At 63.2% G+C, this 12,347-nt stretch carries 17 protein-coding genes; 10 read left to right on the top strand and 7 right to left on the bottom strand.

The features are described 5' to 3' along the window. Positions 1 to 23 precede the first annotated feature (23 nt). The gene (locus tag FFI89_RS22280; protein ID WP_138829772.1) at positions 24 to 602 is read right to left on the bottom strand and encodes a hypothetical protein; all 579 of its coding nucleotides are present in this window, start codon (positions 600 to 602) and stop codon (positions 24 to 26) included. Between the two features lie 275 nt (positions 603 to 877). On the opposite strand from FFI89_RS22280, the gene FFI89_RS22275 reads away from it, so the two are divergent. The 4 genes from FFI89_RS22275 (at position 878) to FFI89_RS22260 (ending at position 4,280) form a co-directional block, all read left to right on the top strand. Continuing rightward, on the top strand, positions 878 to 1,552 hold the full coding sequence (locus FFI89_RS22275) for a response regulator transcription factor (protein ID WP_138829771.1): 675 nt from the start codon (positions 878 to 880) through the stop codon (positions 1,550 to 1,552). Then, the gene (locus FFI89_RS22270) at positions 1,549 to 2,913 is read left to right on the top strand and encodes a HAMP domain-containing sensor histidine kinase (protein WP_138829770.1); all 1,365 of its coding nucleotides are present in this window, start codon (positions 1,549 to 1,551) and stop codon (positions 2,911 to 2,913) included. The genes FFI89_RS22275 and FFI89_RS22270 overlap by 4 nt, the downstream gene beginning before the upstream one ends. Positions 2,914 to 3,078: 165 nt before the next feature. Continuing rightward, positions 3,079 to 3,666, top strand: coding sequence for a class I SAM-dependent methyltransferase (locus FFI89_RS22265; protein ID WP_138829769.1), 588 nt, complete (start codon positions 3,079 to 3,081; stop codon positions 3,664 to 3,666). Continuing rightward, positions 3,666 to 4,280, top strand: a complete 615-nt coding sequence (locus FFI89_RS22260) for a DedA family protein (protein ID WP_138829768.1) — start codon at positions 3,666 to 3,668, stop codon at positions 4,278 to 4,280. The genes FFI89_RS22265 and FFI89_RS22260 overlap by 1 nt, the downstream gene beginning before the upstream one ends. Positions 4,281 to 4,562: 282 nt before the next feature. On the opposite strand, the gene FFI89_RS22255 is transcribed toward FFI89_RS22260, so the two are convergent. After that, on the bottom strand, positions 4,563 to 5,969 hold the full coding sequence (locus FFI89_RS22255) for a carotenoid oxygenase family protein (protein ID WP_138829767.1): 1,407 nt from the start codon (positions 5,967 to 5,969) through the stop codon (positions 4,563 to 4,565). 111 nt (positions 5,970 to 6,080) lie between these two features. Between FFI89_RS22255 and FFI89_RS22250 the strand changes: the two genes are divergently transcribed. Further along, positions 6,081 to 6,818, top strand: coding sequence for a TetR/AcrR family transcriptional regulator (locus FFI89_RS22250; RefSeq protein ID WP_138829766.1), 738 nt, complete (start codon positions 6,081 to 6,083; stop codon positions 6,816 to 6,818). Between the two features lie 4 nt (positions 6,819 to 6,822). Here the strand turns inward: FFI89_RS22250 and FFI89_RS22245 are convergent, their stop codons facing one another. Beyond that, positions 6,823 to 7,446 carry a hypothetical protein gene (locus FFI89_RS22245; protein WP_246669227.1) on the bottom strand — a complete coding sequence of 208 codons (624 nt, stop codon included), beginning with the start codon at positions 7,444 to 7,446 and terminating at the stop codon, positions 6,823 to 6,825. A gap of 194 nt (positions 7,447 to 7,640) precedes the next feature. On the opposite strand from FFI89_RS22245, the gene FFI89_RS22240 reads away from it, so the two are divergent. Next, entirely contained in the window at positions 7,641 to 8,336 is a 696-nt protein-coding gene (locus tag FFI89_RS22240) for an SET domain-containing protein (RefSeq protein ID WP_138829765.1), read from the top strand. 25 nt (positions 8,337 to 8,361) lie between these two features. Here FFI89_RS22240 and FFI89_RS22235 read toward each other — a convergent pair whose 3' ends face one another. Together FFI89_RS22235 and FFI89_RS22230 are read right to left on the bottom strand one after the other, a co-directional pair. Then, positions 8,362 to 8,652: a DUF6522 family protein gene (locus FFI89_RS22235; RefSeq protein WP_138829764.1), complete on the bottom strand. Its 291-nt coding sequence runs from the start codon at positions 8,650 to 8,652 to the stop codon at positions 8,362 to 8,364. 29 nt (positions 8,653 to 8,681) lie between these two features. Continuing rightward, a complete protein-coding gene (locus tag FFI89_RS22230; protein ID WP_138829763.1) occupies positions 8,682 to 9,113 on the bottom strand; it encodes an Rrf2 family transcriptional regulator in 432 nt (143 codons plus the stop codon). Positions 9,114 to 9,207: 94 nt separating this feature from the next. On the opposite strand from FFI89_RS22230, the gene FFI89_RS22225 reads away from it, so the two are divergent. Together FFI89_RS22225 and FFI89_RS35235 are read left to right on the top strand one after the other, a co-directional pair. Beyond that, complete coding sequence (locus tag FFI89_RS22225) at positions 9,208 to 9,669, top strand: group III truncated hemoglobin (protein WP_246669226.1); 462 nt, start codon at positions 9,208 to 9,210, stop codon at positions 9,667 to 9,669. Further along, complete coding sequence (locus tag FFI89_RS35235) at positions 9,666 to 9,800, top strand: hypothetical protein (protein ID WP_256379144.1); 135 nt, start codon at positions 9,666 to 9,668, stop codon at positions 9,798 to 9,800. Before FFI89_RS22225 ends, FFI89_RS35235 begins: the two co-directional genes overlap by 4 nt. A 99-nt stretch (positions 9,801 to 9,899) precedes the next feature. On the opposite strand, the gene FFI89_RS22220 is transcribed toward FFI89_RS35235, so the two are convergent. Continuing rightward, the gene (locus FFI89_RS22220; RefSeq protein ID WP_138829761.1) at positions 9,900 to 10,298 is read right to left on the bottom strand and encodes a hypothetical protein; all 399 of its coding nucleotides are present in this window, start codon (positions 10,296 to 10,298) and stop codon (positions 9,900 to 9,902) included. A 58-nt stretch (positions 10,299 to 10,356) separates the two neighbouring features. Then, entirely contained in the window at positions 10,357 to 10,578 is a 222-nt protein-coding gene (locus FFI89_RS22215; RefSeq protein ID WP_371721543.1) for a hypothetical protein, read from the bottom strand. A 100-nt stretch (positions 10,579 to 10,678) separates the two neighbouring features. Between FFI89_RS22215 and FFI89_RS22210 the strand changes: the two genes are divergently transcribed. Beyond that, complete coding sequence (locus tag FFI89_RS22210) at positions 10,679 to 11,500, top strand: helix-turn-helix domain-containing protein (protein ID WP_138829759.1); 822 nt, start codon at positions 10,679 to 10,681, stop codon at positions 11,498 to 11,500. Positions 11,501 to 11,582: 82 nt separating this feature from the next. Continuing rightward, entirely contained in the window at positions 11,583 to 12,248 is a 666-nt protein-coding gene (locus FFI89_RS22205; RefSeq protein ID WP_138829758.1) for a DsbA family protein, read from the top strand. The last annotated feature ends 99 nt before the right edge of the window (positions 12,249 to 12,347 follow it).

The raw sequence follows: 12,347 nt of genomic DNA, 5'->3' as shown, positions 1-12,347 counted from the left end.
TGAGAGTGTGGGTTGAAGTGGTTTTAGTTGATGCCGGGCAGCGCGTTGGCCGGCGGCGTTCCGTACCTGGCCTTGCGATACTCGGGATACCATTTGGTAAAATAGACGGCGCTGTTGCGCGCCGCAAACGCAATCAGAAGTCCCGACCACAACGGCAGGTTCGGCACATAGATCATCGCGATGTTGCCAGCCATCATCAGCAACGACGCGGCGGTCCAGGCCAGGGTGATCAGGTAGTTGGCCTTCATGAAACCGGGCTGCTTTGCCGTCTCGGCATCGACCACCTCGCGCGCGTATTGCAGCGTGAAGGGGCGGCGGATCACGATCGACATCAGGGAGATCAGGAAAATGCCGGTATCGACGGCGAACTTGACGGTGGAATTGCTGAGGGCGGGATCGACGACAGCGAGGTAGCCGCCGACCGCGGTAAACACGATCACCGAGCCGGCGCCGAGGATCTTGATCGAGCGTCCGCGCACGATGTCGAACGCGATAACGGCGACGCAGATCGCTGCCGCCGTAAACAGGCTCACAGTCGCCGACGTCACCAGCATCAACATGGTGAAGGCGCCATAGGGGGCAAGGATCAGAAAGATCGTCATGGTAGCCTCTCGCGCTAATCTTTACATCGTAAAGATACCCTAGGGACGAGAGCACGAGTCGTCAAGCGAAATCTTTACAGTGTCAAAATACTTGATTAAATCCAAAAGTGTAAATACTTTCAATGGGATGTGTGAGATGTGGCGACCGGACGCGGAAAAATGCGGGCCGGGGCCGCTACCCCGCTCGATCCGCGAAACGCCGCGCCGCCTGCAACCCTGCCGCAATGTTCCCGCAGTAGCATCCGCTACGGAAGGCCCGACGTTGAGGTGGTACATTGCGCGTGTTGCTGGTGGAAGACGAACCCGAAATGGCATCCGCGCTCGCGGCCGCCTTGAAGAACTACGATATGGTGGTGGACCATATCTCGACGCTGGCCGATGCCGAGGAAGCCGTTGCCGTCAATGCTTACGCGGCCATCCTGCTCGACCGCCAGCTTCCGGATGGCGACGGACTGACGCTCATTCCCAAACTGCGAACCGGAGGCATCGGCGTTCCCGTCATCGTGTTGACGGCGCGCGGGGAACTGGTCGATCGGGTTGCAGGGTTGAACACCGGCGCGGACGACTATCTCGGCAAGCCCTTTGCCATCGAGGAATTGCTGGCGCGGCTGCGGGCGGTGCTTCGCCGGCCGGCCGACCTGCCGTCCGAAATCATCAGGCTCGGTTGCCTTTCGTTCGACGCCGGCAATCGGGAAGCCAGCGTCGCCGGCCGGCCGCTCGATCTACCACGCCGCGAACTGCTCGTTCTGGAGACCTTGCTGCGACGCATGGGCCGCACCGTCGCGCGCGCATCCCTGGAGGAGGCGGTCTACAGCATCGACGACGAGATCCAGTCGAATGCCCTTGATACCCACATTTCCCGGCTTCGCCGCAAATTGTCCGAAGCCCGGGCCGGGATCGAGATCCACGCCATCCGCGGCGTCGGCTATCTGCTGAAGTCCTCCTCATGACTGACCCACAGCCGCGGTCGCTCCGGTGGCGCCTGGTGCGCCGGCTGGCCGTGTTGCAAGCCACGATGCTGGCGCTGTTCGTCCTGATCGTGATCGCGGTGCTGTGGGGCACCGGATCTCTGGTGACGCTGGAGCCGGAGGACGACACGATCGATGCGCTGCGCGAGGCGTTCGTCCGCGATGCGAACGGCGGGATATCGGTGCGCGAAACCCCCGCCGTCTCGAAGCGGCGGGAAGGGTCGCCGAATTTCTGGTTCGTGATCAGGGACCGGGAAGGGCATTCGGTTTCACAGGGCAGGGTGCCGCGGGAATATGCGGATATCGGCGCCGCGCTCGATGGCATCGGCCAGGCCCGGCTCGGCTGGAATCTTGGCGATGGGCCGCGTCCGACCGCGCGGATGAAGTGGATCGAAACGCCAGCCGGCGACGTTCAGATCCTGACCGGTCCGGGTGGCACGGTATCCTGGCGACGGGTCGTGCTGGCGACCTCGACATTATTCCTGAGCGTGGTGTTGCCCATCATTGTTCTGATGAGCCTGGCAACACTGATCGCAACGCCGATCGTGATTCGTCGCACCCTTGCCGGTCTGGCGCGTGCGGCCGCGCAAGCGGAAGACATCGATATTGACCGGCGCGGGGCGCGGCTTGCGCTACAAGGCGTGCCATCGGAAATCGTTCCACTGGTATCGGCCGTCAACGACGCGTTGCAGCGCCTCGATGAGGGATATGAACGAGACAAGCGTTTCCTCGTCGATGCGGCGCACGAACTCAGGACGCCGATCGCGATTCTTCAGACCCGGCTTGAATCGATCCCGCTCGGACCTCACGCGCCGCGCGTCCTCGAGGATGTGGCGCGCCTGTCCACTCTGGCCGATCAACTCTTGGACATCCAGCGCGTCGATCAGGGGAGCGACGGGCTGACCGATGTCGATATCGTCGCCATGGGCAGAACGGTGGTGGCCGACCTTGCGCCGCTGGCCATCGCAGCCAATTACGAGCTGTCGTTTGAGGCCGCCGCGGAGCATGTCTATGTGCACGGCGATCGGGGTTCGCTGGAACGGGCGCTGACCAATCTCGTTCAGAATGCGATCGAGTATGGCGGTCGCAAGGGACTGATTGCGGTACGGGTGGATCGTCCGGCCAGGATTTCGGTCACGGATGACGGCCCCGGCATTCCGCCACCGCATCGCGAGCGCGTGTTCGAAGCGTTTTACCGGTTGAACGGCCGCAACCGGGGCGCCGGACTTGGTCTCAATCTCGTCCAGGAGATTGTCCGGCGGCACGATGGTGTGGTCGTTATTCGCGAAGGCAGCTCCGGCGGCGCCTGCGTCGAGATGACGTTCCGGCCGGCCGGGATTTGATCCGCAAATGCCTGCGTTGCCGTCGGCCGCGCATCACACCTCAACCGATCGAATTGTTCGCTCCACGACGGGGCGCGTAATGCTCACACAACGTCCGTCCTTCATATCGCATCGATCCCGACGTCAGTCGGGGATGCGGTTTGACTGGATGGGTGACTTATTCTCATGGCAACACAAAATGTCCTGCTGTTCTTTCGCGCGCTTGCACTCAACCCCTTCAGGGTCGGCGCGATCGCGCCGTCGGGGGCCGACCTCGCAAGCCTGATCACAAGCGAAATCAATGCGGCCTCCGGCCCGGTTCTCGAACTCGGTCCGGGCACCGGCGTCTTCACCGAAGCAATGCTGGCGCGCGGCGTCAGGGAACGCGATCTCACGCTGATCGAATATGGTTCGGATTTCATGCGATTGCTGCAGGCGCGCTTCCCCAAAGCGCGCGTGCTCTGGATGGATGCGGCCTGGATGGCTTCCTACGATCTGTTCGAGGAGGGGCTCGGCGCCGTGGTGAGCGGCCTGCCGTTGCTCAACTTTCCGCCCGGGAAAGTCAGCGCCATTCTCGCCGCCGCCTTCGGCGCACTTCGCGAGGGCGGGGCTTTCTATCAGTTCACCTACGGCACGAAATGCCCGGTATCGAAGTCGTTGCTGGACCAGCTCGGACTGCGGGCGACCTGCATGGGACGTGTGCTTCTCAACCTCCCGCCGGCTTCGGTGTACCGGATCACACGAAGCGATTCGTGCAAGCTGGATCAAGCCTGATGTCGGCCGGCCTGGATCTACCAGCTTGCATCGCCTTGCTTGCCGAATTGGGGCCCATCGGAATTGCAGGCATCGCGCTTGCCGAAAAACTTGTTCCGGTGGTGCCCTCCCATGTCGTTTTCGTTCTGCTTGGCATCACGGCGGCGTCGGGCCGAAGCGATCTGGCCGTCACCGTCGCTGCGGCCGCAGCCGGCTCCACGTTAGGCGCGCTTGGCTGGTACTGCGTCGGCCTTGCTCTGGGGCCGGAGCGGGTCGAGTCGCTGGTTGAACGGTTTGGCCAATACGTACTCCTGAAGCCCGCCCTCTATTCCCGGATGACGGGCGCCTACCGGCGCAACCATTTCTGGGTCACGATGGCAGGACAGGCCATTCCGGCGGTGCGGATCTATCTTTCCATTCCGGCCGGGGTGCTCCAACTCGCGGTCGTAACCTTCCTGGCGGCGACGTTGATCGGCAGCCTGGTGTGGACCGGGCCGCTTCTCACGCTCGGATATTTCCTGGGTGAGAAAAATGTCGACGCCGCATCTGCGGGAATGTTCGTCGTCACGGCTCTGGTCGGCGTCGAATTGTTTGTGTTGATTGCCTGGCGTCTGGCGCGTCGCCGCTACTCATGACATCCGCCACAGGATCGTCACGGCGCAGCCGCGCGACGTGGATGGCGAGGAAGGCGTAGAGCAGCGCAGGAACGGCGAGGTAGATCGCGGTGATGGAGGGCAGGTGCATGGGTGCCTCCGCTGACATGTCTCTCCACGACGTCATTCCGGGCGATGCGAAGCATCGACCCGGAATCTCGAGCTGAGTCATCTCTGGATTCTCAGATGTGCGATTGCACATCATAGTTCATCGCTGCGCGATGCCCTCAGATGCGCGATTGCGCATCGGGGAATGACGGTGAATTACTCCGCGCCCACCCAGTTGCCATGAAACCCATCAGGCACGCGATGGCCGAGATGCACCAGTGCCACCGGGCCGGCTTCGACATCTTTGGCGTTGAACACCGCGAGGTCGCTGCGGTTTTCCCGCGCGCGCCAGACCGCCGACAGCAGCCAGCCGTTGCCCTCGGCGGCGTCAGGACCGCGCTCGACAAACACCGGCTCCGAAATGGTGTCGCCGGCGGGCAGCAGATAGTTGCTGAGCCGCTTGCCGTTGCCGTCGACATGCACGAGGCCGGAAAGCGCCCCGAACATCGGCAGGTCAGGATTGGCGCAGGCGTACCAGCCATGGTTGCTCTTGAGCCCGGCGCGGCGATCGTCGATGCGCGGGAATTCGCCGGTCAGGTCGTCGTCCAGATAGGTTTGGGTGAAGCGGTCGGTATTGCCGGCGAGGTCGAAGGTCCAGCGGCAGTATCGTGCGCGCGACTTTTCCGGATCCGTCTTCGAGCCGTCGGGATGGGTGAACAGCGGCGCTTCCTCGAACTGCATCACGTCGGCGATGATGCGGTTGCCTTCTTCCCAGGCATTCATGACATGGAAAACGTAGCAGCTCTCGGCGCGGAACCAGACGAGGTCGTTGGCCGATCCGTTGCGCTTCATGACGCCGACGTAAGCGCCTTTCTCCGGCTCCCAGGCATAAGGCGGCCTGCCGCGCATCGCCCGGTCCATGCTGCCGGTAATGGGCAGGATTGGAAACAGCAGGTGATTTTCGGTGACAATGAAGTCGTGCACCATGCTGGCATAGGGCGCATCGAAGCGATCGAACCGCGTCACCACGCCTGATGCGCTGACGGTTCCGAACGAGAGAGCAGGGGTCAAGGGTCCCGCGGCGTTATAGCCGAAGAACGCCATCTCGCCGGTGACCGGATCGATCTTGGGATGCGCGGTGAAGGGGCCCTTGATGGCGCCCTTGTAGTCGCAATAGCCGAGACGGTTGAGCGTGCCTGGCTCGATCTCGGTCGGCAGATGGCCTTCCTCCAGCGCCAGCAGGCGGCCGCCGTGAAAGATGATGTTGGTGTTGGCGACGCCGCCATCGTCGATGGTCGAGGGCGGCGCATCCGGCAGCTTGCGGCCGAAGCCGCCGAACAGCGCGCGGCCGGCATCGTGTTCGGCCTGCCATTTGGGGGTGCGGACCCAGCGGTTACGGTAGCTGGCGCGGCCGTTCTCGAGATGGAAGGCGTGCAGCATGCCGTCGCCGACGAACCAGTGTGCGCCCGGCGCATCGAATTGCGGGTTGGGACCGTTGCGATAGAGCGTGCCGTTGAGTTCGCGCGGCAATTCGCCGGTTACTTTAAGAAACGGCGCGTCGCACTCCATCGGGATCGGCGCGAGGTTGGTGCGGGCCGCGCTATCAGCCACTTGGTCGAGCATCTCACGTCTCCTCCGGTTTATCTTTACATCGTAAAGATGTCAGTAACGATGCCAGAGCTAACCGTCAAGCAAAATCTTTACAGTGTAAAAATTGTGACTATAAAGATTCGCATGGCAAGAGCATCGAGAGAAACCCGAGCGATTCGTCCCGTCGCGAAAGCGCGCAGGCCGGCCAAGGCGGTGGCTGAACGGCCAGCCGGCCGTCGCCGCCGCGCGTTGGGCGATGCGCCCTATCATCATGGCGATCTGCATGAAGCCTTGCTGAAGGCGGCCGAGCGGGTGCTCGAACGCGACGGGCTCGCCGGCCTGACGCTGCGCGCGGTGGCGCGCGAGGCCGGCGTCTCGCATGCCGCACCGACCCATCATTTCGGCGATCTCACGGGACTGCTGAGCGAACTCGCTGCGATCGGGTTCCGGATGTTCAACGCCGCCATGATCGCCGCCCGCGCCAGCGAAACTCATCCGTTGATGAAGGCGATGGCAAACGCCAAAGCCTATGTCGCCTATGCGCAGGCGCATCCCGGCATGTACAGCCTGATGTTCCGCAACGAGCGGATCGACATGACGCGGCCTTCGCTGCATGAGGCCGCGACCGCCTCCTTCGAGGGATTGGCGAACTCGGTCGGCGTCGGCGGAAGCCAGCGGCTGACCGGGGAGGCACTGGAGACGCTGTCGCTCGACCAGGCCGCGGCCATCGCGCGTAGCTGGTCGCTGGTGCACGGGTTCACGATGCTGCTGCTCGACGGCCGGTTGAAGGACATCCTGCACCGGCTGCCCGAAGGCACCGGTCCCGACCAATTGCTGGATGCGATGCTGCGTTCGACGGTGGCCCGCCCGCCGGGGTCTTAGAAGGCTAGCGTTTCGCCAGGCTCACGGCCTTGCCGGTTTCGCCGATCACTTTCACCTCGTCCTTGCCGCATTTGAAATCGCGCGCCAGTTCATCGGCGGCCGTGCGGGCGAGTTCGTTCGGGTTGGGATTGGCTTGCGCGTCGACATAGGCGACGTGACAGACCTGCCCGGGCGGCAGCCTTGTCACCACCAGCATTGGTTTGGCGATCGGCCGTCCGTTGTTGTCCTCGTCGCTGTTATCGGCGATGTGCCAGCGCTGGATGATCGCGAACGGCTTGCCGTCGATCGTTCGCCACTCGACCGTATGCCCGGTCGAATTGAACGGGCCGAACCAGAGCCCTGCTGCGGGCTCGCTGGCGGCGGCCGCGCGGTTGCGGCCGACCGAAACGGTTTCGCGCAGGTCGTCCTCACGGATCAAAACCACGAGACCGGCCTTGCCGGGGCAGGTCCGGCTGGTGCTGTCGTCGACCCCGGTGCCGGCGCTGGTGACGCGGCAATCCTTCGGCGCTGTTGAGGTGTAGCTACTGCCGAATGTTTGGGCGCTGGCCGGTAAAATCAGGCCGAATGCGGTACCGAACAGCGCCGCGATGGCCAATCCGATGGGCGGCGAGCAGGGGACGCGTTTCATCTGCCACTCTTCAACCTGGGAGCCTCACTCAGGAGCCTCGCTTAGAAGCATTTCTTGGGAACCTCGGCGATGTGACGCGCGCAATCTGGGGAAGGTTCAGGGGAAGCCCGCGAAATACCTGACAGGACCACGGAATCGTCCTAGAAGAGCGGCTCCGCCATTCCTCGTTTCCAAAGCGTGTAGTCTTCAATCCCATGCCTGCCATTCCCCCGAACAAACCCTATCGCGTCGGCCGCTCCCCCACAGGACTCGGCCTCTTCGCCACCAAGCCGATCAAAAAGGGCAGCAAGATCATCCGCTATTTTGGTCCGCTCCTGGATTCGAAGAAGAAAAAAGACGACGCCATCGAGAACAAGTACCTGTTCGAACTCAACAACCGCTGGACCATCGACGGCTCGGTGCGCAAGAACATCGCCCGCTACATCAACCATGCCTGCAAGCCGAATGCCGAATCCGACGTCAAGCCGCGCAAGCGCAAGGTGATCATCCGCGCCATCAAGAACATCGAGCCGGGCGAGGAGATCAACTACGACTACGGCACCGACTATTTCAAAGCCTATCTGAAGCCGATCGGCTGCAAATGCGCGGCCTGCGAAAAGAAGCGCAAAAAGAAGCGCGCCGAGGCGCGGGCCGAGAAATTGCGCCTGAAGGCCAAGGCCGAGCGGAAGGCGCTGAAGGAGGCCGAAAAGCAGGCGGCGAAGGTGAAGAAGGCCAAGGAAAAGCTTAAGCAAAAGCTGAAGCGAACGCGGGAGCTCGACGGCCATTCCAGCGCTGCGAAGGCGAACGGCAAATCGCTGAACGGCAATAGCCGCGTCCGGGTAGCCGGCAAGAGGCCATCCGCCACGAAACGGCCGGTTGTTGCTGCGTCGGCGTCGGCGCTCCTGGCCTAGGCGAAGCCTTTCGCGCGCTGCGGTTTCATCCGCCGGGCCGGCGCACCGATTTCGGCAGCGATCCGTCACCAAAGTCGAGTGTCGAGCGCTGGATGATGGCGCCTGAGGCGTCGACCACGACGCGAAACCGCCGGTGCTCGGAGAAGAAGGTCAGGCGATGCCGGCCCACATCCGCCTCGACTCCGCGCTCGGCAAGGCTCGTGATCGTGCCCGCACGCATGCCCTCCTGGAGCCGCCGTAGCGTCACCCCGAGCCCGTCGGCGACGATGGATGCATCGATCTCGACCTCGCCATTTTCGAATTCGATCGGTTTCATGTTCTGGACCTGAAGTTAGCATGCGGCGCTCATGCGGGCGCCGGGCTCGGTCTGGCCCGTGCCGGATAAGCGCATTCCTCGAGCGTCGTCGAGTCGAGTTCGCGCATAAAGGCTTCGCGCGCGGCGGCGAGCCTGGCTTTCAGGCGGCAGCGCGACGTCAGCACACACGAACCGCCATCGTCGCGAAAACACTCGACCAGCGCATGCGGCCCTTCCAGCGCCCGCACCACCTCGCCAAGCGTGATCGACTGAGCGGGGCGGGCGAGCGAGAACCCGCCGCCGGCGCCGCGCTGGGTCGCGATGAAGCCGCCGTCGGCGAGGTCGCGCACCACCTTGGCCAGATGATTGCGGGAAATGCCGAACTCGGCCGCGATTTCGTTGGTCGCGAACGAGCGCGTCGGCTCGCCCGCCAGCCGCATCAAAGCGCGCAACGCAAAATCCGTGAACGATGTCAGGCGCATGGGATTCCCTCGCAAGTTTCGCTTGCAAAACTTCTATAGCGATCTAAATAGGCATTTGAAATACCTATTTAAGCGGAACACGAGGGAAATAGTGGTGACGGGAGCAGAGCGGCGCGAGCAGATCACGGCCGAAATCAGCGAACGGACAGGGATTACCGAGGCCATGATCGAGCGCCTGGTGCACGCCTTCTACGACAAGGTGCGCGCGGACCCGGTGCTGGCGCCGGTCTTCGACGCTCGCATCAAGGACTGGAAGCCGCATCTCGCCCAGATGTGCGCGTTCTGGTCGTCGGTCGCGCTGATGTCCGGCCGCTATCACGGCGCGCCGATGGTCAAGCACCTGCCGCTGCCGGTCGATGCCGCGCATTTCGACCGCTGGCTCGATCTGTTCGAGGCGACGGCGCGCGAGGTCTGTCCGCCCGAGGCGGCAGCGCATTTCGTCGAGCGGGCGCGGCGGATTGCGGCGAGCCTCGAACTCGGCATCGCCAACGGGCACGGCGTCCTGCTCGGTATCGGCGAACGATTTCGACGCAACGAAGCAGGAGCCTGCCAATGAGCTTCAGGGCCCATCGCGTGACCGCCAAAGAGGCGGCCAATCCCTATTCCGGCAGCAGCCTGGTGCCGATGCTGATGATCGGGCTGGTACTGACCTTCGCCGGAATGATCGCGGCGCTGTTTTTGAGCTGACGCGCTTTCGTTGGTCATTGCGAGCGCAAGCGAAGCAATCCATCTGACCGCGCAAAGAAAGAATGGATTGCTTCGTCGCTTTGCTCCTCGCAATGACGATCAAGCCGTCACCACGCTGCCGCTCCTGCGCAGACCGATATATTGCAGCTCGGCAAACACGCCGGTGGCGATCGCTTGGGCCACGACGACGATTTCACCGAGCAGGTTCGGCGTCACCGCACCCGAGAACAGCAACGCGATGCTGGCGAACGTCCAGGCGGCATTGCCTACGACCACGAAGATCACCAGCGCCTTCAATAGCGATGACCGCGTCCCGAGCCAGCCGACGAAAGCGGTATAGGCGATCAGGAACAGGCCGGTCTCGCGCAGCAGGGCTTCCGGCAAATTCAGAAACGGCGCGAGCAGGCCGGCGCCGAGCGTGAGGCCTGCGGCCGATATGCCGCTGAAGATGGCGTCGGCCTGCAAGGCACGGCTCAGGAACGTGGAGGGGTGGATCATGACGGTTCTCTCCTTCGGTTGCTTGGGTGGTGGGAGGGGAAGTGGGCCGGTGGTTGCGTCAGGAATGGAGCCATGCGCGAAGCCGGCGCAGCAGCCGGACCGGGCACAGCGACTTGCCGACCTTGTTCTCGAAGGTCTGCACCTGGGCGAATACGAACAGGCCGGTGTCGTGCACCACGGGTTCGGGCATGCAGAGCGATCGCGCCAGCGCCCAGGTGCCGAGCTTGAGCGTCCACGGGATCACGGCGGCGAGGGGACGGATAAGGGAAAGCATCAACATGGTCATCTCCTGTGATGACGAAGATGACCCGGCCGGCGACCCAATTCGATTACCTCCGACGTAATGGAAGCGACGAAATTCGCATGGTAGGTTTTCCAACATGAACGCACATGCTTCCACGGCGCGAGCCGAACGAACCCAACCCGTCCATATCGGCGATCACCTGCGCGAATGGCGGCAGCGCCGTCATCTGAGCCAGCTCGACCTCGCCGGCGATGCCGAAATATCGGCGCGTCATTTAAGCTTTGTGGAAACCGGCCGCGCCGCGCCGTCACGCGAAATGGTGCTGAAGCTGGCCGAACGGTTGGAGGTGCCCTTGCGTGAACGCAATGTCCTGCTGGTCGCCGCCGGCTTTGCCCCGGCCTTTCCGCAACGCGCCCTGGATGACCCTGCGCTGAAATCGGCGCGAGCCGCGATCGATCTGGTGCTGAAGGCACATGAGCCGAACCCGGCGCTGGCCTATGACCGGCACTGGAATCTCGTGACCGCCAACCGCATGGTGGCGCCGTTGCTCGAGGGCGTTCCGCCGCATTTGCTCGGACAACCCCTCAATATTCTCCGGCTCGCGTTTCACCCGGAGGCGCTGGCGCCGCGCACCGTCAATCTCGCCGAATGGTCCAGCCATTTGCTGGAGCGGCTGCACCGCCAATGCGAGGCGACCGCCGATCCCGAACTGCTAAAACTGTATCAGGAGCTGAAGGCCTACCCGATGCCGGCGCGCCCGGGGCCGTTGTCGTCGGACAATGTTGCGATCCCGTTCAAGCTGCGGCACGGCGGCGACGTGCTGAGCTTCATTTCCACCACTATGATCTTCGGCACGCCGGTCGACATCACGCTGTCGGAACTGGCACTGGAGACGTTCTTCCCCGCCGACGATCTGACCGCCCGGCGGATGCGGGAGATGGCAGCGAATCCTAAATAGCGCTTTGCTCAAATAGCGCCTTGTCTGGCGGCTCAATCGGCCTATTTTCAGGGCATCATTTTGAGCTCCTAAGGAAACGCCGATGAGCACGCTGAAGCCGCTAACGATCGACATCGTCTCCGACGTGGTCTGCCCATGGTGCTACATCGGCAAGCGCCGGATCGAGAACGCGCTGGCGCTGGTGCCCGACGTGCCCGTCGAAGTGCGCTGGCGGCCGTTCTTTCTCAACAACTGGGTGCCGCGCGAGGGCATCAGCCGCGACGAATATCTCACCGCCAAGTTCGGTTCGGTCGAGGCCTACAAGGGCATCGCCGGTCGCGTCGTCACCGCCGCGGGCGAAGAGGGGCTGACCTACCGGCCCGAGCTGGTGAAGCGCCAACCCAACACCATCGATTGCCATCGCCTGATCCATTGGGCTGAAGCGCAGGGCAAATCCGCCGAGATGAAACAGCGCCTGATGGAGCTGTATTTCCGCGATGGCGGCGATCTGACCGACGTCAACGTGCTGGTGCAGGCCGCGGCCGATGTCGGCCTCGATGCCGATGAGGTGCGCAAGCGTCTGGCAACCGACAAGGACGTCGCGCTGATCTCCGGACAGGCGCAGGAAGCCGCCGACAAGGGCATCTCCGGCGTGCCGACCTTCGTGTTCGCGCAGAAATACGCGGTGTCCGGCGCGCAGCCGGCCGAGCAACTCGCCCGCGCCATCCGTCAGGTCTCCGGCGAAATCAACGCGCAGGCGGCGGAATAGAAAAAACGTTTCGCGCTGGCTCGCTCCGTTTACGGAGCGGGGTTGAGTGCGGCTGGGTTACATCACCAACGACAACAACCAACGACAGAAAACTTGGGG

The sequence above is a fragment of the Bradyrhizobium sp. KBS0727 genome, assembly GCF_005937885.2.
Lineage (GTDB): Bacteria > Pseudomonadota > Alphaproteobacteria > Rhizobiales > Xanthobacteraceae > Bradyrhizobium.
The sequence above is the reverse complement of the archived record's forward strand: the minus strand, read 5'-3'. Positions and strand labels throughout refer to the sequence as shown.

Bases quoted from the DNA above. Each gene is read 5' to 3' on its own strand.
- FFI89_RS22280 (WP_138829772.1), bottom strand. From the start codon at position 602: ATGACGATCTTTCTGATCCTTGCCCCCTATGGCGCCTTCACCATGTTG.
- FFI89_RS22270 (WP_138829770.1), top strand. From the start codon at position 1,549: ATGACTGACCCACAGCCGCGGTCGCTCCGGTGGCGCCTGGTGCGCCGG.
- FFI89_RS22265 (WP_138829769.1), top strand. From the start codon at position 3,079: ATGGCAACACAAAATGTCCTGCTGTTCTTTCGCGCGCTTGCACTCAAC.
- FFI89_RS22260 (WP_138829768.1), top strand. From the start codon at position 3,666: ATGTCGGCCGGCCTGGATCTACCAGCTTGCATCGCCTTGCTTGCCGAA.
- FFI89_RS22255 (WP_138829767.1), bottom strand. From the start codon at position 5,969: ATGCTCGACCAAGTGGCTGATAGCGCGGCCCGCACCAACCTCGCGCCG.
- FFI89_RS22250 (WP_138829766.1), top strand. From the start codon at position 6,081: ATGGCAAGAGCATCGAGAGAAACCCGAGCGATTCGTCCCGTCGCGAAA.
- FFI89_RS22245 (WP_246669227.1), bottom strand. From the start codon at position 7,446: ATGAAACGCGTCCCCTGCTCGCCGCCCATCGGATTGGCCATCGCGGCG.
- FFI89_RS22240 (WP_138829765.1), top strand. From the start codon at position 7,641: ATGCCTGCCATTCCCCCGAACAAACCCTATCGCGTCGGCCGCTCCCCC.
- FFI89_RS22235 (WP_138829764.1), bottom strand. From the start codon at position 8,652: ATGAAACCGATCGAATTCGAAAATGGCGAGGTCGAGATCGATGCATCC.
- FFI89_RS22230 (WP_138829763.1), bottom strand. From the start codon at position 9,113: ATGCGCCTGACATCGTTCACGGATTTTGCGTTGCGCGCTTTGATGCGG.
- FFI89_RS35235 (WP_256379144.1), top strand. From the start codon at position 9,666: ATGAGCTTCAGGGCCCATCGCGTGACCGCCAAAGAGGCGGCCAATCCC.
- FFI89_RS22220 (WP_138829761.1), bottom strand. From the start codon at position 10,298: ATGATCCACCCCTCCACGTTCCTGAGCCGTGCCTTGCAGGCCGACGCC.
- FFI89_RS22215 (WP_371721543.1), bottom strand. From the start codon at position 10,578: ATGTTGATGCTTTCCCTTATCCGTCCCCTCGCCGCCGTGATCCCGTGG.
- FFI89_RS22210 (WP_138829759.1), top strand. From the start codon at position 10,679: ATGAACGCACATGCTTCCACGGCGCGAGCCGAACGAACCCAACCCGTC.
- FFI89_RS22205 (WP_138829758.1), top strand. From the start codon at position 11,583: ATGAGCACGCTGAAGCCGCTAACGATCGACATCGTCTCCGACGTGGTC.